Source organism: Streptococcus sp. 449_SSPC (assembly GCF_001073005.1).
In the GTDB taxonomy this organism is placed as follows: Bacteria; Bacillota; Bacilli; order Lactobacillales; family Streptococcaceae; genus Streptococcus; species Streptococcus salivarius_F.
Map to the genome: position 1 here is coordinate 38089 of NZ_JVGR01000031.1, position 21257 is coordinate 59345.

The following is a 21257-nucleotide window of genomic DNA, read 5'->3' on the forward strand; positions in this document are numbered from 1 at the left end:
AAATCAATGATTGAAATAAAAAATTTAAAGTTTAAATATCATCAAGATCAACCATCCTATATTCTTGATGATGTATCGTTTCACGTGAAACGTGGGGAATGGTTATCCATTGTAGGGCATAATGGTTCTGGAAAATCCACGACAGCACGTCTTATTGACGGACTATTAGTGGCAGAGTCTGGGCAGATTATTGTTGATGGTCAAGAATTAACAGAAGACAATGTCTGGGATATCCGTGATAAGATTGGTATGGTCTTTCAAAATCCAGATAATCAATTTGTTGGGGCAACTGTTGAAGATGATGTTGCTTTTGGTCTTGAAAATAAAGGTGTTCCCTATGAAGAAATGGCTTCAAGAGTTCAAGAGGCTCTGGAATTTGTGGGAATGTCAGAATTTAAGGATAGGGAGCCAGCTAGATTATCTGGAGGCCAAAAACAACGTGTGGCTATCGCAGGTATTGTAGCTATGAGACCATCTATTTTGATTTTGGATGAGGCAACTAGCATGCTTGACCCGGAAGGTCGCCAGGAATTGATTCAATCTATTAAAGCTATTCGTAAAGAATACGGAATGACTGTTTTATCAATTACTCATGATCTCGATGAGGTCGCTTTGAGTGACCGTGTTTTGGTTTTGAAAAAAGGTAAAGTGGAGTCTGTTTCAAGTCCTCGTGAACTATTTAGTAGAGGCTCAGAGTTAGTTGACTTAGGTTTAGATATCCCTTTTAGTGCATTATTAACTCAAAAGCTAAGAAATAAAGGTCTGATAGATTGTGAAGACTATCTGACAGAAAAGGAATTGGTAGAACAACTATGGGAATCTCTCTCAAAAATGTAAGTTATATCTATCAAGCGGGTACTCCTTTTGAGGGGCGTGCCCTTTTTGATATGACGACGACGATAAAAGATGGTTCATATACGGCCTTTATTGGACATACAGGAAGTGGTAAATCTACTATTATGCAGCTCTTGAATGGCCTTTATTTACCCACTAGTGGTCAGGTTCAAGTTGATGATACGATCATAACCAGTCAATCAAAGAATAAGGACATAAAACCAGTTCGTAAGAAGGTAGGTTTAGTTTTCCAATTTCCAGAAAGTCAGTTATTTGCAGAAACTGTTTTAGAAGATGTTGCCTTTGGACCTCAAAATTTCGGAGTTTCTAAGGAAGAAGCAGAACAACGTGCTATTGAAAGTCTAAAATTAGTTGGACTCCCGGAAGAGTTTCATGGACAGAATCCTTTTGATTTATCAGGGGGACAAATGCGACGTGTTGCCATCGCAGGGATTCTAGCTATGCAACCAGATATTCTAGTGCTGGATGAACCAACTGCCGGTCTAGATCCACAGGGCCGGAAGGAATTGATGTCTCTCTTTAAGGAGTTACATCTTTCTGGAATGACGATTGTTTTAGTAACCCACTTGATGGATGATGTTGCCGATTATGCGACAGCTGTGAATGTTATGGAAAAAGGGCAACTAGTGTTGTCAGGAGCTCCTAAAGATGTTTTTCAAAAGGTTACTTTTCTTAAAGAAAAGCAGTTAGGTGTTCCTAAAATCACAGAGTTTGCGCTACAGCTACAAGAAAAAGGTTATCAATTTGAAAGTCTCCCTATTACAATCGAGGAATTCGTAGAGGTGGTGTCGCATGGATAAGTTAATTATTGGACGTTATATTGTTGGGGACTCTTTTATACACCGATTAGATCCTAGAAGTAAATTATTAGCCATGTTGATTTATATTGTTATTATCTTTTGGGCTAATAATCCTTTAACTTATGCTGTAATAACTTTATTTACACTTTTCTTGGTTTTCTTGTCTAAAATAAAACTTGGTTTCTTTTTAGGTGGAATCAAACCAATGATTTGGATTATTTTATTTTCTACCCTATTTCAAGTTTTCTTCAATACAAAAGGGAGTGTGCTTTGGTCTATCGGCTTTTTAAAGATTACGGAAGTCGGTTTAAATCAAGGTTGGATGATATTCCTTAGATTTATCCTCATTATTAGTTTTTCCACCCTACTTACTCTAACGACAACACCTTTAAGTTTATCTGATGCAGTTGAATCACTTTTAAAACCTCTTACTGTTTTCAGAGTGCCAGCACATGAAATTGGTTTAATGCTATCTTTGAGTCTACGTTTTGTACCAACTTTGATGGATGATACGACTCGTATTATGAATGCTCAAAAGGCGCGTGGTGTTGACTTTGGTGAAGGAAATATTATTCAAAAGGTACGGTCAATAATACCTATTTTAATTCCTTTGTTTGCATCAAGCTTTAAACGAGCAGATGCTCTGGCGATTGCTATGGAAGCACGAGGCTATCAAGGTGGTGAAGGACGAACAAAATATCGTCGACTTTCATGGAATGGTCGAGATACCTTATCAATTATTGCTATTTTAGCTTTAGGATTAATGCTTTTTTATCTTAAGAGTTAACTCGTTGAGATAAATAAAAACTAGGTCTTAAGACCTAGAAGTTATAGATGGACGCCCACGTAGGCGTTCTTTTTTCGTCTAATCCCAACCTACTTGTAATATTTTTAATATCCCTAACAAGGGGATGTTATATTTCCAAGGTATCATAGATACATGGTTATAGTTCTTCAGCTTAATCTGGATTGAGAAATCCCTGTATAGAGTAAGCCAGTTGATTTACCTATTAGTCATAAACAATAAAATAACTTAAAATCTTTGACTAATATGGATTGGACTATAAATAGATAAAGGAGCATCATCATGCAAAAAAAGAATACATCTAACACTAAAAAATTAGGTCTTTTTGGACTTGTTACAGTAGCAACACTTGGGGCAACAGCTTTAGCTAATGCAGAAACTTACACAGTTCAAAAAGGCGATACACTTTCAGCTATTGCTAAGAAAAATGGTACGACCGTAGATGAAATCGTTTCAAAAAACGGTATTCAAGACGCCAATAAGATTTCTATTGGTCAAAACTTAACAATTAATGAAACAACTGAAGAGACTACAGAACCTTCAGCTACAACAGCTACAACAGAAGCAGCTGCTGAATCAACACAATCAACAGAGTCTACACAAAGTGAAGATACTCAAGCAACCAATACAAATCTTTCTTCTTCAGAGGCAGCTGCCAAAGAAGAAATCGCACAACGTGAGTCAAGCGGTAGCTATACAGCTCAAAATGGGCAATATTATGGACGTTACCAATTAGCATCATCATATTTGAACGGAGACTTGTCTCCTGAAAATCAAGAAAAGGTAGCAGATAATTATGTAGCAAGCCGTTATGGTTCATGGACAGCAGCTCTTGCTTTCTGGAATGCTAATGGTTGGTACTAAATCATTATTACTGCCTTATGAGGAAAACTTGTAAAACCTCATACAAATAAGGGGAAAATGCCAGATTCTTGGCATTTTTTTATTAAAATGATAAATCATTGTAACATTAGACATAATACAAATAATCGGCAGTAATATTACTAAGTTATGATGAATGTAACTAGAATTAACTAGGAGGGATTTATGTTAAAAAAAAGTTATAAGGGACGCCGTATCAAATTAGCAGCGAAGAAATCATTGGCGGTACCAGTAGCAATTGTAACAAGTTTTATTGTCATTTTGGCAGTATCACTTTCTACACTAATTAATAAAGGGTTGGTTAATGCATTTTCAGATTCTGTTACCCCAGCACCTTCAACAGCATCAACAACGTCAGAATCGACAGCAGATTTAGTTAAATCAACAGAAATTAGCTCAAGCAAAGAGAATAAAGCTAACAAAGAAAAGGTTGAAGAAAGTAAGCCTCAGTCAGAAACAACAGGAGAATCGGTAGAAGCAGCTGAAAAGTCTCAGTTAGATACTACTACAAGCGCTGTTTCAACGAATACTGATACTACGTCGACTCAAAATACTGGAACAGCTCCTTCGGTTGCTGCAACTGGTAGCGGGTCAGTTGTTCTCTCAAATGGTAACACTGCAGGAGAAGTTGGTTCTTATGCAGCGGCACAGATGGCAGCAGCTACTGGTGTTCCTCAGTCAACTTGGGAGTCAATTATTGCGCGTGAGTCAAATGGTGATCATACTGCAGCAAATGGTTCAGGTGCATCAGGTCTTTTTCAAACAATGCCTGGATGGGGCTCTACTGCAACAGTTGAGGATCAAATTCAATCAGCCTTGAATGCCTATAACGCACAAGGTTTGTCAGCTTGGAATTACTAATATTAAATATTAATAGAAGTTGGGAGCATACTCTCAGCTTTTTAATTTGGATGTAGGTAATATGTTTTATAGAGCTTTTTGTTATAATAGGAATGAAAGGTATAGCAATGAAACAAATTTTTAAATTAAGAGAAAAGTTGTGGGTTTCTCTTATTATTATAGCTTTTGCTGTGTTATTGGTTACACCACAACTATTTACAAGAAAAGTCATTTTAGGTTCAGATTCCATCTTTCACTATAACAGGTTCTATGAAGCTGCTATGCAACTAAAAAATGGTAACTTTTCTTACTTTTTATCTTTATATGGATTCCAACAGTCAGGCCGCATTGTCAATGCTCTTTACGGTCCTTTTTTTGCCTATTTACAAGGAGGGCTTATTTTAATAAGTCGCACTTGGTTTCGTTATCAGATTGTGTCAAGGGTATTACTACATATACTAGCTGAGTCCTCAATGTATGCCTTGCTCAAGCAGTGTAAAGTTAAGACAAACATTGCCTTGTCACTAGGTTTACTCTATGCGACAACATTCTCTATCCAATACTGGACGATGCGTCAGGGTTTCTCTAGTTGGGGAGCAGCATTACTACCTTTTTGTTTTATTCCGGCAATTCACTATGTCTTTTATCAAAAAGTAGAACCAATTAGACTTGCCTTATCTATGGCATTGATTTTTCAGGTTCACGTACTCAGTGCTTTGATATTAGTGATGATGTATCTTCCTTTTTATCTTTACACTTTTGTAAAGTCTCCTATAGCTAAGAAAAAGGAAACCTTCGTACAAGTCCTTATAGCAGTCATTTTGTTCCTCTTACTGACTGTCAATGTCTGGTTAGTACTCCTATATTTGAGAGGGACTAATCATCTCTTAGATCCATTTATAAATAGAGAAATAGGTAAGAATGGGATAGATGGAACAGCAAGATACTGGCTATATACTCCAATTTCTTTAATGGTGTTACTCATTTTACAGTTTCTTTACGCTGTTTTGAATTGGAAGAAATTTGCTAGATGGAAAAAAATACTACATTTTATTTATTTTGTCTTCTTCTTCTTGTCGACAGGTCTTTTTCCGTGGCAGTATCTAGTAGAAAATGGAAATACATTTGCTGAACTGATTCAATTTCCATTTAGATTCTTTGTTCCTGCCACTATTTTACTTTTAGCAATTACGGGGTTAACGGTCACGCGATTTGTAAACTGGCGAAAAAGTATTGCTGTTTTACTCTTTGCCTTTGCGGGTGTTGGTCTTATTCAGAACATGATGGATACTACCGATCGTGTAAAAACGGCGGCACAAGATGGTGAACTTATTTCCATTGTTAAACATACTTACGTTGAAGGAGATTATCAGACGATAAGTCTTACCATGAATGACAGTGACTTGTCACAGTTTTTAAATTTAGTTGTCAAACCCACACCAGATTACGTACCTATTTATGGGACAATAGGTAAGCAGAACACTTATGATCTTTATTACGAAAATATCGTTACGAATCAGAAGGCAGAAAAGCTACTCGAAGATGGTTATCTTGTATTAACTTGGCAGGCTGCTGATGGGGAGGAACTGAATCTACCGATAGTTGTCTATAAAGATTCTATCTTGACACTAAATGGTAAAGAACTAGACAAGGATGACTATGACTTGTCAACGATTGGTACACCGACCGTTTCCTCACAAGAAGGACAAAATAAACTTTTATTAAGTTATAAGGAGCCAGGATGGCTATTTGTAGCGTTAGTGATTCCAATAATAGTTCTGGGAGTAATAGGTTTACAGTGGCTTTACACAAAAATAAGTATAAAAAAGGTTGCCTAGTGGTAACCTTTTTGCATTATTCTTTAATCATGATATAATTAAGCTTGCGTGCTTTTACGCTTCAAAATCGACCTTCAAATCGATATTTGAATAACTAGACCCTTCAAGTCTATGTTAATTTTTATTTGATGGGAGGAGTTATCTATGACTGATAATTCAAAAACACGTGTTGTTGTCGGTATGAGTGGTGGCGTTGATTCATCAGTGACAGCCTTACTTTTAAAAGAGCAAGGTTATGATGTAATCGGTGTTTTCATGAAAAACTGGGATGACACAGATGAGTTTGGTGTGTGTACAGCAACCGAAGATTATAAAGATGTAGCAGCAGTAGCTGATCAGATTGGTATCCCCTATTACTCTGTCAACTTTGAAAAAGAGTACTGGGATCGTGTATTTGAGTATTTCTTAGCAGAGTACCGTGCAGGCCGTACCCCTAATCCAGACGTTATGTGTAATAAGGAAATCAAGTTTAAGGCATTCTTAGATTATGCGATGACATTGGGAGCAGATTATGTGGCTACAGGACATTACGCTCAAGTTGTTCGCGATGAAGACGGCATTGTCCATATGTTGCGTGGTGCAGATAATAATAAAGATCAAACCTACTTCCTTAGTCAACTTTCACAAGAGCAGTTGCAGAAAACGATGTTTCCCTTAGGACATCTACAAAAGCCAGAAGTTCGTGAGATTGCTGAACGTGCAGGTCTTGCAACAGCCAAGAAAAAAGATTCGACAGGAATTTGTTTTATTGGTGAGAAAAACTTTAAAGAGTTTCTTAGCCAATACTTGCCAGCTCAAAAAGGTCGTATGATGACTGTCGATGGTCGTGATATGGGGGAACATAACGGACTCATGTATTACACCATTGGTCAACGTGGGGGTATGGGTATTGGTGGTCAAAAAGGTGGCGATAATGCTCCTTGGTTTGTAGTAGGGAAAGATCTTTCTAAAAATATTCTTTACGTGGGTCAAGGTTTCCACCATGAGTCGTTGATGTCAACTTCACTTGACGCTTCAATGATTCACTTTACTCGAGATATGCCAGAAGAATTTGAAATGGAATGCACAGCAAAATTCCGTTATCGTCAACCTGATAGTAAAGTTACTGTAAAGGTTAAGGGGGATAAAGCAGAGGTTGTTTTTGCTGAACCTCAGCGTGCTATTACACCTGGTCAAGCTGTTGTTTTCTATGATGGTCAGGAATGTTTGGGCGGCGGTATTATTGACCAAGCGTATAAAGACGGAAAAGTTTGTCAGTATATCTAACTGGAGTTAAGTAATAACGATGAGTTCACAATTGTTTTTTGCATTTATGGCATTTTTCGCTATAATGAATCCAATTTCAAATCTTCCTGCTTACATGGCTTTAGTAGCAGATGATAGCCAAAAAATTTCACGAAAAATTGCTTTTAGGAGTCTTTTGATTGCCTTTGTTATTGTAACTGTTTTTATCTTTTCAGGAGATTTCATTTTTAAAGTATTTGGAATTACAATTGTTTCTTTCAGAATTGCTGGTGGAATATTAGTGGCCGTTATCGGTTATCATATGATTAATGGTAATCATTCACCTAGCTATAAAGGAATGGAGCAGCAAGCAGTAAATTCAGATCCAATGTCTATTGCTATTTCTCCTCTTGCAATGCCGCTTTTTGCAGGACCAGGAACAATTACAACTGCCTTAAGCTTGGCTAATGGAGGTTTGCGGAATCAACTAATAACCGTAGTTGCTTTTGCTATACTATGTGTAATCACTTATCTCCTACTAAGAAGTGCAAAGCAAATTGCAGGCTTCTTGGGAAAAAATTTGATGAAAATTATAACGAAAATGATGGGACTTTTACTATTCTCGATAGGAATACAGATGATTATCGTCAGTGTGCAGACCTTGATCAAACAGTGATTTGCATTGACAAAACGATTTGATTTGATAAAATAACTTTAACAATAGTCATGATGGTCAAAGCTCATGGATGTTGCAGGTTTTTTGCCCTGTACTTCTTGCGAGTTTTGACTATTTTTGTGTCGTTTTAAGGGAGGAAAAAATGCAACATCAGGATTTTCGGACGAAAATTGATTCCACTGTTTTTGGTGTGAGAGCGACTGCTTTGATTGTAAAAGACAATCGCTTGTTAGTCGTAGAAGATGAGGACAGTTTTTATACAATTGGAGGTGCTATTCAAGTGGATGAAGCTACTGAAGATGCTGTGGTTCGAGAAGTAAGAGAAGAACTTGGTGTCGCATCTAGAGCTGTTCAGTTAGCTTTCATTGTTGAAAATCGCTTTGAACAAACTGGGGTCCATTATCATAATATCGAGTTCCATTATTTAGTGGACTTGCTAGAAGATGCCCCTTTAACCATGCAAGAAGAGGCGAAGCCATTACCTTGCCGGTGGCTTGCTTTAGATGACCTACATACTGTTAATCTGAAACCGGCATTTCTAAAAGCCGCCTTACCAGAATGGGACGGACAATTGCGACACATTCATCTTAAAGAGTAGGAGAAAAAATGACTTATAATTTTATAGAAGAGTACGATATTATTGTAATCGGAGCTGGTCACGCTGGTGTAGAAGCCTCCCTAGCTGCAGCCCGCATGGGATGTAAGGTTTTATTAGCGACTATTAACCTAGAGATGCTGGCATTTATGCCATGTAATCCTTCTATTGGAGGATCGGCCAAGGGTATTGTTGTCCGTGAGATTGATGCCCTCGGCGGAGAGATGGGTAAAAATATTGATAAAACTTATATTCAAATGAAAATGTTGAATACTGGTAAGGGACCTGCTGTCAGAGCTTTACGTGCACAAGCAGATAAAGCCTTGTATGCTATGACGATGAAGCATACAGTTGAGCGTCAGGAAAACTTAACTCTCCGTCAGTCAATGGTTGATGAAATTCTTGTTGAAGATGGTAAGGTAGTTGGTGTCAGAACAGCCACAAATCAAAAATACGGAGCAAAAGCGGTTATTGTAACAACAGGAACGGCTTTGCGTGGTGAAATTATCCTAGGTGAGCTCAAATATTCTTCAGGTCCTAATAATAGCCTTGCATCTGTTACATTGGCAGATAACTTGAGGGATCTTGGCCTTGAAATAGGAAGATTTAAAACGGGTACCCCTCCTCGTGTTAAGGCATCATCAATTAATTACGAAGAAACTGAAATTCAACCAGGTGATGAAAAACCAAATCATTTTTCATTCTTGTCGAAAGATGAAGATTATCTTCAGGATCAAATACCTTGTTGGCTAACTTATACGAATCAAGAGAGCCACGATATTATCAATAATAATTTACACCGTGCACCAATGTTTTCAGGTATTGTCAAGGGTGTAGGACCTCGTTATTGTCCATCAATCGAAGATAAAATTGTCCGATTTGCCGATAAGAATCGCCATCAACTTTTCCTTGAACCTGAAGGAAGAGAGACTGAAGAAGTCTATGTGCAAGGCCTGTCAACTAGTCTTCCAGAAGATGTTCAAAAAGAGTTGATTCACTCAATTAAAGGTCTCGAGAAGGCAGAGATGATGCGAACTGGTTATGCGATTGAATATGATATCGTGCTCCCTCATCAATTACGTGCAACACTTGAAACGAAGTTAATTTCAGGTCTCTTTACAGCAGGACAGACCAACGGAACTTCTGGATACGAGGAAGCAGCAGGTCAAGGTCTAGTTGCTGGTATCAATGCAGCTCTGAAAGTCCAAGGTAAACCTGAGCTTATTCTCAAACGTAGTGATGCCTATATTGGTGTAATGATTGACGATCTTGTCACGAAAGGAACCTTGGAGCCATATCGTTTATTGACATCACGCGCAGAGTATCGTCTCATATTACGTCATGATAATGCTGACATGCGCTTGACACCTATTGGTCGAGAAGTTGGTTTGGTTGACGATGAACGTTGGAATATCTTTGAAATTAAGAAAAATCAGTTTGACAGCGAGTTGACACGTTTGTCAAAAGAAAAATTAAAACCAATTAAAGAAACGAATGAGAAAATTCAAGCTCTAGGCTTTAAGCCATTGACAGATGCCATGACAGCTAAAGAGTTTATGCGTAGACCAGAGATTGATTACGCCACAGCTACTCAGTTTGTGGGTCCAGCTGCAGAAAATTTGGACGCTAAGATTATAGAGTTGCTTGAGACTGAAATCAAGTACGAAGGTTATATCAATAAAGCTTTGGATCAAGTAGCTAAGATGAAGCGTATGGAAGAAAAGAGGATTCCCAAAAATATTGATTGGGATGCTATTGATTCTATTGCTACTGAAGCTCGTCAAAAATTTGAGAAAATCAATCCTGAGACCATTGGTCAAGCGAGTCGTATTTCAGGGGTCAATCCAGCAGATATCTCAATTCTGATGGTTTATCTTGAAGGCAATAATAAGGCCCGCAGAAAAGTAGATTAACGGTGGTAACACGTTTAAAAGCCTTTTAATTAAGGCTTTTTTATGTTATAATTGTTAGATTAAGAGGTTTTATATGAAAAGATTTCACTTTGCAACGATTCATCTTATAATGATTGGGTTAATTCTTTTTGGAATTGCTACTATTTTTGTTCGCGTACTAAAATCGGAGTCTGCCCTCATTTTTGCGCTTTTTATTATTATGGTAGTAGTTGTTGCCTTATTGCATTACCAAAAGACAACATATGAGTCCTTAGAAATAGAGCAATTAGATGAACTGAATCAGGATGTTGAAGATTCTTTGAAGACCCTTCTCGGAAAGATGCCTGTTGGGGTTATTACTTTTGATGAGAACGATCATATTGAATGGTTCAACCCCTATGCGAAGCTAGTACTTTCGGATGAAAATGGAAATTTCAATAAACAGTTGATTGCGGATTTTATTTCCCAGAAACGAAAAGGTTCGCCTTCGAATGTGATAACCGTTGGTGACAATAAATATGCCGCTTTTGTGGATTTTGACAATAAGTTGACATATTTTATTGACAATGTTTATGATCAAGATGAAAATGCTGATCCAAATATGACTCGTCCTGTTATCGGGATTATTTCAGTTGATAACTACGACGATGTGACAGGAAGTTTACCCGATGCCGATGTTTCAAAAATCAACACATTCGTGGCAGGGTTTATTTCTGAGTTTGCTAAGGCTAAGCATATTCATTATCGACGTATTGAAGGCGATCGTTTTTACTTCTTCACCAATTACAGTGTCTTGACAGAATTCATGTATCAAAAGTTTTCTGTCTTGGATGACTTTCGTCAGCAGGCTCAAGAGCGTGGTTTACCACTGACTTTGAGCATGGGAATTTCGTTCGGCACGCTTAAGCATGATCAAATCGGTCAGGTTGCCTTGCAGAATCTGAACATCGCACTAGTTCGCGGTGGAGATCAAGCTGTTGTCAAGGAAAACGATGATCACAAGGAACTTCTTTATTTTGGAGGAGGTTCTGTCTCAACAGTAAAACGTTCTCGTACAAGAACAAGGGCTATGATGACTGCAATCTCAGATAAGTTGAAAACAGTCGAAAAAGTGTTTGTTGTCGGACATAAGAATCTCGATATGGATGCCCTAGGGGCCACTGTCGGTATGGCTCATTTTGCTAGTCAAATTGTTCGAAAAAGCTATGCTGTTTACGATGATACGGCTATGAATGCAGATATTGAGCGTGCGGTCGAACGCTTAAAAGAAGATGGTCAATCACCTCTTGTTACACTTTCAGAGGCTGAAGAGTTAGTCAACCAACAGTCATTACTAATTATGGTTGACCATTCTAAAATCAATTTAACTTTGTCTAAGGATTTTTATGATCGATTTAATGAAGTTATTGTGGTAGATCATCACCGTCGAGATGACGATTTTCCTGAAAATGCTGTTTTGACCTTTATTGAAAGTGGGGCAAGCTCAGCCTGTGAATTGGTTACGGAGTTGTTGCAATTCCAAGGTGCCCCAGAACGTTTGAGTAAAATCCAAGCCTCTATCCTTATGGCAGGTATCATGCTAGATACTAAAAATTTCTCAACTCGTGTGACTAGTAGAACCTTTGATGTCGCCTCTTATCTACGTAGTTTAGGAAGTGACAGTGGAGAAATCCAAACAATCTCTGCTACTGATTTTGAAGAGTATCGACGTATCAATGAGCTAATTCTCTCAGGTGAACGTATTACAGATGATATCATTGTTGCCTCAGGTGATAATCCTAAATGTTATAATAATGTTGTGATTTCTAAGGCAGCAGATACGATGCTTGCCATGGCAGGTATTGAAGCAACTTTTGTTGTCGCTAGGACAAGCGATTCTACTGTGAATATCTCTGCTCGAAGTCATAAAACGATTAATGTACAACGTATTATGGAGAAAATGGGTGGTGGTGGCCATTTTAACTTAGCTGCCTGCCAATTGCGAGACTGTAGTGTTGCTCAAGCAAAAAATAAATTGATTGAAACTATTATGGGAGAGTTGGCTCCCAAGGAGGACTAAAATGAAAGTTATTTTCTTACAAGACGTTAAAGGTAAAGGTAAAAAAGGCGAAATTAAAGAAGTACCATCAGGTTATGCTCAAAACTTCTTGATTAAAAAGAATCTTGCTAAGGAAGCGACAAACCAAGCTATCGGTGAGTTGAAAGGCAAGCAAAAATCTGAAGAAAAACATGCAGCAGAGTTGTTGGCTGAAGCGAAGCAAGTTAAAGAGCAACTTGAAAAAGAAGAAAATCGTCTTCAATTTACTGAGAAGGTCGGACCAGACGGACGTACTTTTGGTTCAATTACAGCCAAAAAGATTGCAGAAGGACTTCAAAAACAATTTGGTATAAAAGTTGATAAACGTCATATTGAACTTGAACATCCTATTCGTGCGATTGGTCTGATTGAGGTTCCTGTAAAGCTTCATAAAGAAGTTAGCGCACAAATTAAACTTAACATCAAAAATAGTGCTGAGTAATTCGTTGACACTATAAGTAAATCTTGTAAAGGAGGGAATAATTGTGGCAGAGGCTCAAGAATTACGAGTACAACCTCATGATTTAGTAGCGGAACAGTCTGTTCTAGGGGCTATTCTCATTAACCCAGAAAAGTTGATTACAGTTCGAGAATTTATCGAAGCAGACGACTTTTACAAGTATTCCCATCGTGTCATTTTTAAAGCAATGGTAACGCTGTCGGATCGAAATGATGCCATTGATGCCACGACAGTACGTACCATTTTAGATGACCAAGATGACCTCCAAAATATAGGGGGTATTTCTTATCTTGTAGATTTGGTCAATAGTGTCCCAACATCCGCAAATGCTGAGTACTATGCTAAGATTGTGGCTGAGAAAGCCATGCTTCGACGTATTATAAATAGGCTGACAGAGACTGTCAACCAAGCATATGAGGGCGCAACGGAATCTGATGAAATTATTGCGAATGCTGAGAAAGCCTTGGTTGATGTTTCAGAGCATAGTAATCGTAGTGGTTTCCGCAAAATATCTGAAGTTCTTGACGTTAATTTTAATACCTTGGAGATGCGTTCCCAGCAAACATCAGATGTTACAGGATTACCAACAGGTTTCCGTGACCTTGACAAGATTACAACAGGTTTACACCCTGATCAATTAATTATTTTAGCAGCTCGCCCCGCAGTTGGTAAAACAGCCTTTGTGTTGAACATTGCTCAGAATGTTGGCACCAAGCAAAATAAAGCTGTTGCAGTCTTTTCATTAGAGATGGGTGCAGAAAGCTTGGTTGATCGTATGTTGGCAGCTGAAGGGATGATTGATTCTCATGCTTTACGTACAGGTCAATTGACAGAGCAAGATTGGAATAATGTTATGATTGCTCAAGGAGCACTGGCTGAGGCACCGATTTACATAGATGATACCCCTGGTATAAAGATTACTGAGATTCGTGCACGGTCCCGTAAATTGTCACAAGAAGTAGAGGGTGGTCTTGGTCTTATTGTGATTGACTACTTGCAGTTGATTACAGGTACGCGACCAGAAAATCGCCAACAAGAGGTTTCAGATATTTCAAGACAGTTAAAAATCCTGGCCAAGGAGCTCAAAGTTCCTGTAATTGCCTTGAGTCAGTTATCTCGTGGGGTTGAACAACGTCAGGACAAACGTCCAGTCTTATCTGATATCCGTGAGTCAGGATCTATCGAGCAGGATGCCGATATTGTCGCCTTCTTGTATCGTGATGATTACTACCGAAAAGAGGGTGAAGAACCAGAAAATGCGATTGAAGATAATACCATCGAAGTTATCCTAGAAAAAAATCGTGCTGGTGCGCGTGGAACAGTCAAGTTACTATTCCAAAAAGAATACAATAAATTTTCATCGATTGCTCAGTTTGAGGAATCATAATTTTCAGATTTAAGGAGATATATATATGAGTGATGCATTTGCAGATGTTGCTAAGATGAAAAACATCAAGGAAGCTATTAAGTCACATGAAGGTCAGCTAGTAGAATTGACCCTAGAGAATGGACGTAAACGTGAAAAGAATAAAATTGGTCGATTGACAGAAGTTTATCCATCATTGTTTATTGTTGAATATCAAGACTTCAGTTCTCAAGCAGGAGCTATTAATAATAGTTATGTTGAATCTTACACTTATTCAGATATTTTGACTGAGAAGACTCTCATTCGTTATTTGAGTCCTGAGGAACAAGCTGAAATCGAAAATAAATAAGAAAAAGCCTTTACTTGGGCTTTTTTTCGTGGTAAAATGTTAAAGTATGTGAAATAATAGCAGGATAAAATGAAGCTCGTCAACAGGAAGTCGGCTAGAAAAGTAACCTTTGCTGTTTGGGCGAAGTCTTTCTGAACGAATCAGGTTTATCTAAAACGTTATTTCCTAAAAATATTTTTTATAGGAGGACATTATTAATGTCACGTTATACAGGTCCATCATGGAAACAATCACGTCGCCTTGGTTTCTCACTTACAGGCACAGGTAAAGAATTGGCACGTCGTAACTACGTACCAGGTCAACACGGTCCAAACAACCGTTCAAAACTTTCAGAGTACGGTTTGCAATTGGCTGAGAAACAAAAACTTCGTTTCTCATACGGTTTGGGTGAAAAACAATTCCGTAACTTGTTCGTACAAGCTACTAAAGTTAAAGGTGGAACACTTGGTTTCAACTTTATGGTTCTTTTGGAACGTCGTCTTGACAACGTTGTTTACCGTCTCGGTCTTGCAACTACTCGTCGTCAAGCACGTCAATTCGTAAACCACGGTCACATCCTTGTTGACGGTAAACGTGTTGATATTCCATCATACCGCGTTGAAGTTGGTCAAGTAATCTCAGTTCGTGAAAAATCAGCTAAAGTTCCTGCTATCCTTGAAGCAGTAGAAGCTACTATCGGACGTCCAGCATTTGTATCATTCGATGCTGAAAAACTTGAAGGTTCATTGACACGTCTTCCAGAACGTGATGAAATCAACCCAGAAATCAACGAAGCACTTGTCGTTGAATTCTACAACAAAATGCTTTAATTTTAAAATTCATTTTGCAAAAAGCCCGTTGTTATGGGCTTTTTTGTTTATCTTAAATCATTGATTTCTAGGTTTGTTCAGTTATTTGTTTAGTTACAAGTTTGTTTTCTAATAAAAAAGTCCCTAGTCTAATACAAGTGACTAGGGGAGGGATATGATAATAGATGATTTTCAGGTATAAATTATTTATTATCCAATCCGCCTTCAAAATCTGCTGAAACATTTGAAACGTAGTTAGTGAAATAGGCTTCAAAATCTTTTTTTAGTTGGTCGTACTCCTCTTCGGAGTAATCTTTATCCTCTATATAAGCCTGAAATCTGGGAATTCCCAGATCTTTTTGGAGACGTTGGATTACTTCTGTCTTTGTCATAAGAACCTCTCTTTCATTCTTTATTTTACCATATTTCGAATTGTATGAAGCATGCATGTTGTTTTAAAGGTTTACTTTTGATATACTGTCAAAGTTACTTAAGAAGGAGGCTACTATGTCTATTATTACACTAATTTTAGCTGGGATTGTTGCTTTGGAGCATCTCTATATCATGTATTTGGAAACTTTTGCGACACATTCAGACACGACTAGTCGTGTTTTCAATATGAGCAAAGAAGAACTTCAACGTGATTCTGTTACAAACTTATTTAAAAATCAAGGAATTTACAATGGTTTGATTGCTGTATTCCTCTTGTATGGGATTTGTACAAATAGTCAGCTACTTGTAACTGTTTTTGTACTCAATGTTTTCTTTGCTGCTATTTATGGTGCTATAACTGCCAATAAGAAAATTATTTTAACGCAAGGCGGACCCGCAATTTTGACCTTGCTTTCACTTATCATTCCCTTATTTTAAGGATTTTATTGTAAAAGAAAAAAGCTGCTTTAACTATTGAAATGGTTTGCAGCTTTTTTATGCTTTTGAAGTTATTTTATTGTGGAATAAATCGTAGAAGAAAGTCTGTCATTTCTTGAGGTGATTCTTTTTTTCCTTTATTTATCCAGGCTTGACAAGCGCCAAAAATAGCATGCGCAAAATAAATACTGGCATAGTCTTTCTCGAATCCTTTGAGAGCTCTTTCTTCAGCAGTGGGATCAATGAAGTCCTCAGCTATCATACGCTGAAGTTTATGTATCAGAAAATCTTGAATTTCTTTTGATCCATTGGTAGACAATAGAGCTGATAGGAGCTTTTCACGAGTGAGAAATTCAAAGATTTCGAGAAAGGCTCCCTCTTTCTTTCCTTCATATTTATCGAAGATATACTCTAGCTTGTGGAAAAGTTCTTTCTGATAACTATCAATCATTTCATACTTATCTTTGTAGTGGGTATAAAAACTCGAACGGCTAATCCCAGCTGTTTGAACCAGACGAATGGTAGTAATATCATTGAAATCTTGGTCTTCAAGACATATTACCAAAGCATCTAAAAGAGCTTTTTTTGTTTGCGCGCGTCTTTGATCTTTTGACATACAAATCTCCTTTTATACACTTTTAGACTATGTGTCCAAAAATCGATTGTTTAACATTGATTTTCAGGTAAATGAGTTTATAATTGATTATATCATAAAAATAAACACAATGTCTAAAAAGGAGAAATATGTTAGCAGAATTAAAGGCTCTTCTTAAAAGTCCAAAGCTCTGGATAACTATTATTGGTGTCTCATTGATACCTGCTTTATATAATTTAATCTTTTTGTCTTCTATGTGGGATCCTTACGGTAATGTCAAACACTTACCAGTGGCAGTAGTGAACAAAGATAAGAGTGCTAGTTTCCAGAATAAGACTCTGAATATTGGTCATGATATGGTAGACAATATGTCTAAAAACAAAAATCTAGACTATCACTTTGTGACTGAAAATGAAGCCCAAAAAGGAATTGAGGATGGTGATTACTATATGGTAATCACTTTTCCAGAAAACCTCTCAAGTAATGCAGCAAGTCTTTTGACAAATGATCCTAAGAAACTGGAAATTTCTTATCAAACAACAGCAGGACATAGCTTCGTTTCTTCAAAAATGAGCGACTCTGCCATGTCTAAGTTGAAGGATACCGTTTCTAAAAATATTACGTCAACTTATGTTGGAGCTGTATTTAGGAGTATGTCTCAACTTCAGGGTGGTATGGGAACTGCAGCGAATGGGGCTAGTCAATTATATGCAGGTGCAGGCGCACTTCAGTCTGGGAGTCAGACCTTATCAAATGGCTTAGGAACTCTTGCTGGATCTACACAAACATTGGCTACAGGTGTTGATACCTTGAGTTCAGGCGCGTCTGCCTATACTTCAGGCGTGTCAACTTTGTCAGGCGCTTTGTCACAATTAGACGCTAACTCTGAATCTGTTAACTCTGCTGCAGGTCAATTTGTATCAGGAGCAGAGGCCATGAATACCTTAGTTACGGGTGCAGATTCTTTGTCAACGGCGCTCAGTCAAATGGCTACAGCAACAAGTTTATCTGAAGAACAGCAAGCACAGTTGTCAACCCTGTCAACTAATTTAACTGATTTAAATACAGCAATTCAAAATCTTAATACAGCGGTAAGTAACACATCATTACCAAGTGGAACATCAACAACATCAGTAGATACAAGTTCAATAGCGACTTATCTTTCAAATATTTCTTCTGCAGCTAGCTCTATAGCTACAGCTAGTGCAACTGATAAAGCAAATGATTTGGCTGCGGTACAAGGAACAGCTGCTTATCAAAGCTTGACGGCAGATCAACAAGCGGAGATTACATCGGCAATTAGTAATGCAGGCTCTACAGCTAGTAGTTATGCTTCAACTATTGCATCTGATGTGTCAAGTATGTCAACTGCTTTATCTAGCTTGACAGGTACGACAACAACTAGTAGCGGAGATTCAGGTAGTTTGGCTTCTCTACAAACGTCTATTTCAGGCATTGCAAGTTCGGCGAATGCTCTTCTCCCTGTAGCTTCATCAACGGTATCATCAATGCAAGCTAATATTGCTAATGTCAATTCAGTACTTGTCAATCAATTATCACCAGGAGCAACTCAAGTGGCTTCAGGTGTATCAACCGCTCAAAATACTCTAGCAACAGGTGCAAGTGCACTTTCAACTGGTTTGTCAACTTATACTGGTGCAGTGTCAACGATTGCCAGTGGTGCTCAAACTCTAGATGCTAACAGTAGTAGTTTAATGACTGGTTTTGCTACTCTTCAGAGTGGTACAAGTGCTCTCAATACAGGTGCTCAACAATTAGCAACGGGCGGAAATACCTTAACAAATGGATTGACAAGTTTGTCAACTAACCTTTCTACATTGTCTGATTCATTAAATAAGGCTAATCAGCAATTATCTCTTGTTTCTGTAAACTCAGACAATGCAAAAATGGTTAGTGCTCCGCTTAAAGAGAAGAAAACTGATAAGGATAAGGTTGACACTAATGGTGTGGGGATGGCTCCATATATGATTTCTGTTTCTCTTATGGTTGTCGCTCTTTCAACTAATGTTATCTTTGCTAAGAGCTTGACGGGAAGAAACTTTACGAGCCGTTTTGATTGGGCTAAGAATAAGTTCTTTATCAATGGTATCATTACGACTATGTCTGCAATTGCCCTTTATATTGCCATTCGATTTGTGGGAGTTGAACCAAATCATCCATTAGCTACATTTGGTATGATTCTCCTTGCAGCATGGACTTTAATGGCGCTCGTTACAGCCCTTGTGGGTTGGGATGATAGATATGGTGCATTTGCTTCTATGATTATGCTCCTTTTGCAGCTAGGTTCTAGTGCAGGGACTTATCCAATTGAACTTAGTCCTAAGTTCTTTAAGGTCGTCCAACCATTCTTACCAATGTCCTACTCCGTATCAGGTCTTCGTCAAACTATTTCAATGACAGGACAGATCTCAGATCAAGTACGTATGTTATTCATTTTCTTACTTATTTTTGTAGTTGTAGGTATTATTATTTATAGACCAAAGTCTGAAAATGAATAAACTAAAGGCCAGCTCTAATGTGAGCTGGCTTTTTATGTTATTCAACAGTTATATCACCAAGGTCTGAGGTAATAGTTAGTGTGTTATCCTTTGAAATCTTAAGGTTATTTGTGATGTACACCTCTCCTGAATGACTATCGGCTTGAACATTGAGCGTGTAATCTTTAAGAGCTATTTCAATATCACCGGATGTAACATCAAGTTTATTGTGACCATTGAAAATCAGGTTATCTCCAGAGTAATCTCCCATTGCAATAGATAAATCTGAGTTAGTAAAAAGTGTATGATCACTATCAACACTACCAACATCAAGATTAGCTTTTAGGTTGCTGACAATCATTTTAGTAAAAGTTAGGTCCCCTACATTTAGATTGATGTCTGCTTGTTTGATGGTGCTATTACTTAAATCTAGATTTCCAGTTGCTAAATCAACCTTTAAAAAATCAATCGTTTGTTTTTTAGGGAGTGTAATGACAATGGTTTTATTTCTGACTTCCTTGTTGAGAGTAGAAAGCCTTACTAAATCTTTTAATCCGAAAAAGTTAATATGTTTGTTAGAAGTCGAATCTAATTCAGAGTTGTTATCATTGATAGTCAATTGACCATCCTTTACAGATGTGTCAATTGGATTTTTTGTTTTTTGGTAGTAAGAAAGCGTTGCTTTGTCAACTTCACCATTTTTTATAAGCACATTGTAGCTACTACTTTTAATATCAATTTTATTGAAGTCCTTAACTTCTTTCTTGACATAATCTTGCTCACTTATAGTTTTATTTTGTAAATCTGTTAAGCCACCTTGGCTATAACCCCAAGCTACTAATCCTCCTCCTAAAAATAGAGAGATAAGAGACACTCCGAGGACAATCTTTTTCCAAGTTTTCATGATTTTCTTCCTTTCTTGATGAGCCATTTAATCAATAGGGTAATTAGCTTTACAATAAGTTTACAGATTTCAAATGAAATCAAAAGCAGTAAGAGTGCTCCTCCAAACATCAATAGACCTAGACCCACTCCAAACAGTGTTGAAGCTAGTGAAACATTTAAGAGAGAGAAGCTTGTAAAGAAAGTGTAAATACCACTAATGAGTAAGGCAAAAGTAAGAGCTAAGGCAGTCACTATAACTGCAAAAATAACCACAAGAAGTGTCAATAGCATAGCTAGGAAGAATAGTAGAATTGGTAAGGCGACTGGACTGGCTAAAACAGCTAGAATCGCAATCCAGAGGATAGTTGTTTTATTACGTAAGCTACTCTTTTCCTCAATAATCTTTTCGTCTAGAAGACGACTAATGACTTCATGTGCTGCTTCCTTAGGTGTACCCAATTCTGCAATAACCTGAGCTTCATTTTCAGGTCCAGCCTCTTCAAAATATTCCATGAAATATTCGAGAGCCTCTTCATAGTCCTTTTGTGGTAATTTTCGTAGATATTTTGTTAATTTGGCTATATATTCAGTCCTTGTCATGTCTTAATCTCCCTTCTACAATACCATCGAGGGTTTCTTTATAGGTTAACCATTCTTCATTAAGAAATTGAAGATGATTTTTTCCCTCTTGGGTAATACTGTAATATTTACGTTTACGCCCTTGATATGCTTGGCTATAAGTGGTCATATAGCCTGCTTTTTCAAGCTTTTTTAGAATAGGATAAAGTGTTGACTCCTTGATATTAGCCACAAGCTTAATGGTTTGACTAATTTCATAGCCATAAGAGTCTTCTCTATCTATAATAGCTAGTATTAGGAACTCTATCAGGATTGACGATGTTGGAAAATACATAATGTGCTCCTTTGCTTTTAGGATATGTATAAAAATTATATATAATTAT

22 protein-coding genes are annotated in these 21257 nt (G+C 37.5%); 17 read left to right on the top strand and 5 right to left on the bottom strand.

The genetic code is table 11. The features are described 5' to 3' along the window. The first annotated feature begins 6 nt into the window (after positions 1-6). From ADH51_RS09515 to rpsD, 15 genes are all read left to right on the top strand, one after another. Positions 7-837 carry an energy-coupling factor ABC transporter ATP-binding protein gene (locus ADH51_RS09515; RefSeq protein ID WP_002885731.1) on the top strand — a complete coding sequence of 277 codons (831 nt, stop codon included), beginning with the start codon at positions 7-9 and terminating at the stop codon, positions 835-837. Next, positions 813-1655 (top strand): energy-coupling factor transporter ATPase, encoded by an 843-nt coding sequence (locus ADH51_RS09520; RefSeq protein ID WP_048676461.1) that lies wholly within the window; start codon positions 813-815, stop codon positions 1653-1655. The genes ADH51_RS09515 and ADH51_RS09520 overlap by 25 nt, the downstream gene beginning before the upstream one ends. Further along, entirely contained in the window at positions 1648-2442 is a 795-nt protein-coding gene (locus ADH51_RS09525) for an energy-coupling factor transporter transmembrane component T family protein (RefSeq protein ID WP_022496149.1), read from the top strand. The genes ADH51_RS09520 and ADH51_RS09525 overlap by 8 nt, the downstream gene beginning before the upstream one ends. A 300-nt stretch (positions 2443-2742) precedes the next feature. Then, the gene (locus tag ADH51_RS09530; protein ID WP_002885621.1) at positions 2743-3324 is read left to right on the top strand and encodes a LysM peptidoglycan-binding domain-containing protein; all 582 of its coding nucleotides are present in this window, start codon (positions 2743-2745) and stop codon (positions 3322-3324) included. A gap of 183 nt (positions 3325-3507) precedes the next feature. After that, positions 3508-4203, top strand: a complete 696-nt coding sequence (locus ADH51_RS09535) for a transglycosylase SLT domain-containing protein (RefSeq protein ID WP_048676465.1) — start codon at positions 3508-3510, stop codon at positions 4201-4203. 107 nt (positions 4204-4310) lie between these two features. Then, the gene (locus ADH51_RS09540; protein ID WP_048676468.1) at positions 4311-6020 is read left to right on the top strand and encodes a membrane protein; all 1710 of its coding nucleotides are present in this window, start codon (positions 4311-4313) and stop codon (positions 6018-6020) included. A gap of 144 nt (positions 6021-6164) precedes the next feature. Next, positions 6165-7286: a tRNA 2-thiouridine(34) synthase MnmA gene (gene mnmA, locus ADH51_RS09545; protein ID WP_037602384.1), complete on the top strand. Its 1122-nt coding sequence runs from the start codon at positions 6165-6167 to the stop codon at positions 7284-7286. Between the two features lie 19 nt (positions 7287-7305). Then, positions 7306-7920, top strand: coding sequence for a MarC family protein (locus ADH51_RS09550; RefSeq protein WP_037602382.1), 615 nt, complete (start codon positions 7306-7308; stop codon positions 7918-7920). Positions 7921-8062: 142 nt separating this feature from the next. After that, positions 8063-8518, top strand: a complete 456-nt coding sequence (locus ADH51_RS09555) for an NUDIX hydrolase (RefSeq protein WP_037602380.1) — start codon at positions 8063-8065, stop codon at positions 8516-8518. Between the two features lie 8 nt (positions 8519-8526). Then, positions 8527-10428 (top strand): tRNA uridine-5-carboxymethylaminomethyl(34) synthesis enzyme MnmG, encoded by a 1902-nt coding sequence (gene mnmG, locus ADH51_RS09560; protein ID WP_048676472.1) that lies wholly within the window; start codon positions 8527-8529, stop codon positions 10426-10428. 73 nt (positions 10429-10501) lie between these two features. Next, the gene (locus ADH51_RS09565; protein WP_037602376.1) at positions 10502-12466 is read left to right on the top strand and encodes a DHH family phosphoesterase; all 1965 of its coding nucleotides are present in this window, start codon (positions 10502-10504) and stop codon (positions 12464-12466) included. Between the two features lies 1 nt (position 12467). Further along, positions 12468-12926: a 50S ribosomal protein L9 gene (gene rplI / locus ADH51_RS09570; RefSeq protein WP_002885729.1), complete on the top strand. Its 459-nt coding sequence runs from the start codon at positions 12468-12470 to the stop codon at positions 12924-12926. A 43-nt stretch (positions 12927-12969) separates the two neighbouring features. Beyond that, complete coding sequence (gene dnaB / locus ADH51_RS09575) at positions 12970-14331, top strand: replicative DNA helicase (RefSeq protein WP_002892156.1); 1362 nt, start codon at positions 12970-12972, stop codon at positions 14329-14331. Positions 14332-14356: 25 nt separating this feature from the next. After that, a complete protein-coding gene (locus ADH51_RS09580) occupies positions 14357-14659 on the top strand; it encodes a Veg family protein (protein WP_002885699.1) in 303 nt (100 codons plus the stop codon). A 197-nt stretch (positions 14660-14856) separates the two neighbouring features. Beyond that, entirely contained in the window at positions 14857-15468 is a 612-nt protein-coding gene (gene rpsD, locus ADH51_RS09585) for a 30S ribosomal protein S4 (RefSeq protein ID WP_002885833.1), read from the top strand. A 182-nt stretch (positions 15469-15650) separates the two neighbouring features. Here the strand turns inward: rpsD and ADH51_RS09590 are convergent, their stop codons facing one another. Continuing rightward, on the bottom strand, positions 15651-15839 hold the full coding sequence (locus ADH51_RS09590; RefSeq protein ID WP_002885644.1) for a hypothetical protein: 189 nt from the start codon (positions 15837-15839) through the stop codon (positions 15651-15653). A gap of 115 nt (positions 15840-15954) precedes the next feature. Between ADH51_RS09590 and ADH51_RS09595 the strand changes: the two genes are divergently transcribed. Beyond that, the gene (locus ADH51_RS09595; protein WP_022496154.1) at positions 15955-16317 is read left to right on the top strand and encodes a DUF1304 domain-containing protein; all 363 of its coding nucleotides are present in this window, start codon (positions 15955-15957) and stop codon (positions 16315-16317) included. A 76-nt stretch (positions 16318-16393) separates the two neighbouring features. Here the strand turns inward: ADH51_RS09595 and ADH51_RS09600 are convergent, their stop codons facing one another. Next, positions 16394-16933, bottom strand: coding sequence for a TetR/AcrR family transcriptional regulator (locus tag ADH51_RS09600; protein WP_002885702.1), 540 nt, complete (start codon positions 16931-16933; stop codon positions 16394-16396). Between the two features lie 128 nt (positions 16934-17061). Between ADH51_RS09600 and ADH51_RS09605 the strand changes: the two genes are divergently transcribed. Next, on the top strand, positions 17062-19431 hold the full coding sequence (locus ADH51_RS09605; protein ID WP_048676477.1) for a YhgE/Pip domain-containing protein: 2370 nt from the start codon (positions 17062-17064) through the stop codon (positions 19429-19431). Positions 19432-19468: 37 nt separating this feature from the next. Here the strand turns inward: ADH51_RS09605 and ADH51_RS09610 are convergent, their stop codons facing one another. Genes ADH51_RS09610 through ADH51_RS09620 form a run of 3 tightly spaced genes read right to left on the bottom strand, consistent with a single transcriptional unit; the run spans position 19469 to position 21208 of the window. Next, positions 19469-20314: a DUF4097 family beta strand repeat-containing protein gene (locus tag ADH51_RS09610; RefSeq protein WP_080730939.1), complete on the bottom strand. Its 846-nt coding sequence runs from the start codon at positions 20312-20314 to the stop codon at positions 19469-19471. After that, on the bottom strand, positions 20311-20895 hold the full coding sequence (locus ADH51_RS09615; RefSeq protein WP_014635185.1) for a DUF1700 domain-containing protein: 585 nt from the start codon (positions 20893-20895) through the stop codon (positions 20311-20313). Before ADH51_RS09615 ends, ADH51_RS09610 begins: the two co-directional genes overlap by 4 nt. Continuing rightward, a complete protein-coding gene (locus ADH51_RS09620; protein ID WP_014632494.1) occupies positions 20882-21208 on the bottom strand; it encodes a PadR family transcriptional regulator in 327 nt (108 codons plus the stop codon). Before ADH51_RS09620 ends, ADH51_RS09615 begins: the two co-directional genes overlap by 14 nt. Between the last annotated feature and the right edge of the window lie 49 nt (positions 21209-21257).

What these genes read in the sequence shown, in the direction of transcription:
- ADH51_RS09600 (WP_002885702.1), bottom strand. Translation starts at nt 16,933, where the DNA reads ATGTCAAAAGATCAAAGACGCGCGCAAACAAAAAAAGCTCTTTTAGAT.
- ADH51_RS09620 (WP_014632494.1), bottom strand. Translation starts at nt 21,208, where the DNA reads ATGTATTTTCCAACATCGTCAATCCTGATAGAGTTCCTAATACTAGCT.
- ADH51_RS09520 (WP_048676461.1), top strand. Translation starts at nt 813, where the DNA reads ATGGGAATCTCTCTCAAAAATGTAAGTTATATCTATCAAGCGGGTACT.
- ADH51_RS09610 (WP_080730939.1), bottom strand. Translation starts at nt 20,314, where the DNA reads ATGAAAACTTGGAAAAAGATTGTCCTCGGAGTGTCTCTTATCTCTCTA.
- ADH51_RS09530 (WP_002885621.1), top strand. Translation starts at nt 2,743, where the DNA reads ATGCAAAAAAAGAATACATCTAACACTAAAAAATTAGGTCTTTTTGGA.
- ADH51_RS09515 (WP_002885731.1), top strand. Translation starts at nt 7, where the DNA reads ATGATTGAAATAAAAAATTTAAAGTTTAAATATCATCAAGATCAACCA.
- ADH51_RS09525 (WP_022496149.1), top strand. Translation starts at nt 1,648, where the DNA reads ATGGATAAGTTAATTATTGGACGTTATATTGTTGGGGACTCTTTTATA.
- mnmG (WP_048676472.1), top strand. Translation starts at nt 8,527, where the DNA reads ATGACTTATAATTTTATAGAAGAGTACGATATTATTGTAATCGGAGCT.
- ADH51_RS09565 (WP_037602376.1), top strand. Translation starts at nt 10,502, where the DNA reads ATGAAAAGATTTCACTTTGCAACGATTCATCTTATAATGATTGGGTTA.
- ADH51_RS09535 (WP_048676465.1), top strand. Translation starts at nt 3,508, where the DNA reads ATGTTAAAAAAAAGTTATAAGGGACGCCGTATCAAATTAGCAGCGAAG.
- ADH51_RS09615 (WP_014635185.1), bottom strand. Translation starts at nt 20,895, where the DNA reads ATGACAAGGACTGAATATATAGCCAAATTAACAAAATATCTACGAAAA.
- ADH51_RS09555 (WP_037602380.1), top strand. Translation starts at nt 8,063, where the DNA reads ATGCAACATCAGGATTTTCGGACGAAAATTGATTCCACTGTTTTTGGT.
- ADH51_RS09580 (WP_002885699.1), top strand. Translation starts at nt 14,357, where the DNA reads ATGAGTGATGCATTTGCAGATGTTGCTAAGATGAAAAACATCAAGGAA.
- rplI (WP_002885729.1), top strand. Translation starts at nt 12,468, where the DNA reads ATGAAAGTTATTTTCTTACAAGACGTTAAAGGTAAAGGTAAAAAAGGC.
- mnmA (WP_037602384.1), top strand. Translation starts at nt 6,165, where the DNA reads ATGACTGATAATTCAAAAACACGTGTTGTTGTCGGTATGAGTGGTGGC.
- ADH51_RS09590 (WP_002885644.1), bottom strand. Translation starts at nt 15,839, where the DNA reads ATGACAAAGACAGAAGTAATCCAACGTCTCCAAAAAGATCTGGGAATT.
- ADH51_RS09540 (WP_048676468.1), top strand. Translation starts at nt 4,311, where the DNA reads ATGAAACAAATTTTTAAATTAAGAGAAAAGTTGTGGGTTTCTCTTATT.
- ADH51_RS09605 (WP_048676477.1), top strand. Translation starts at nt 17,062, where the DNA reads ATGTTAGCAGAATTAAAGGCTCTTCTTAAAAGTCCAAAGCTCTGGATA.
- ADH51_RS09595 (WP_022496154.1), top strand. Translation starts at nt 15,955, where the DNA reads ATGTCTATTATTACACTAATTTTAGCTGGGATTGTTGCTTTGGAGCAT.
- ADH51_RS09550 (WP_037602382.1), top strand. Translation starts at nt 7,306, where the DNA reads ATGAGTTCACAATTGTTTTTTGCATTTATGGCATTTTTCGCTATAATG.
- rpsD (WP_002885833.1), top strand. Translation starts at nt 14,857, where the DNA reads ATGTCACGTTATACAGGTCCATCATGGAAACAATCACGTCGCCTTGGT.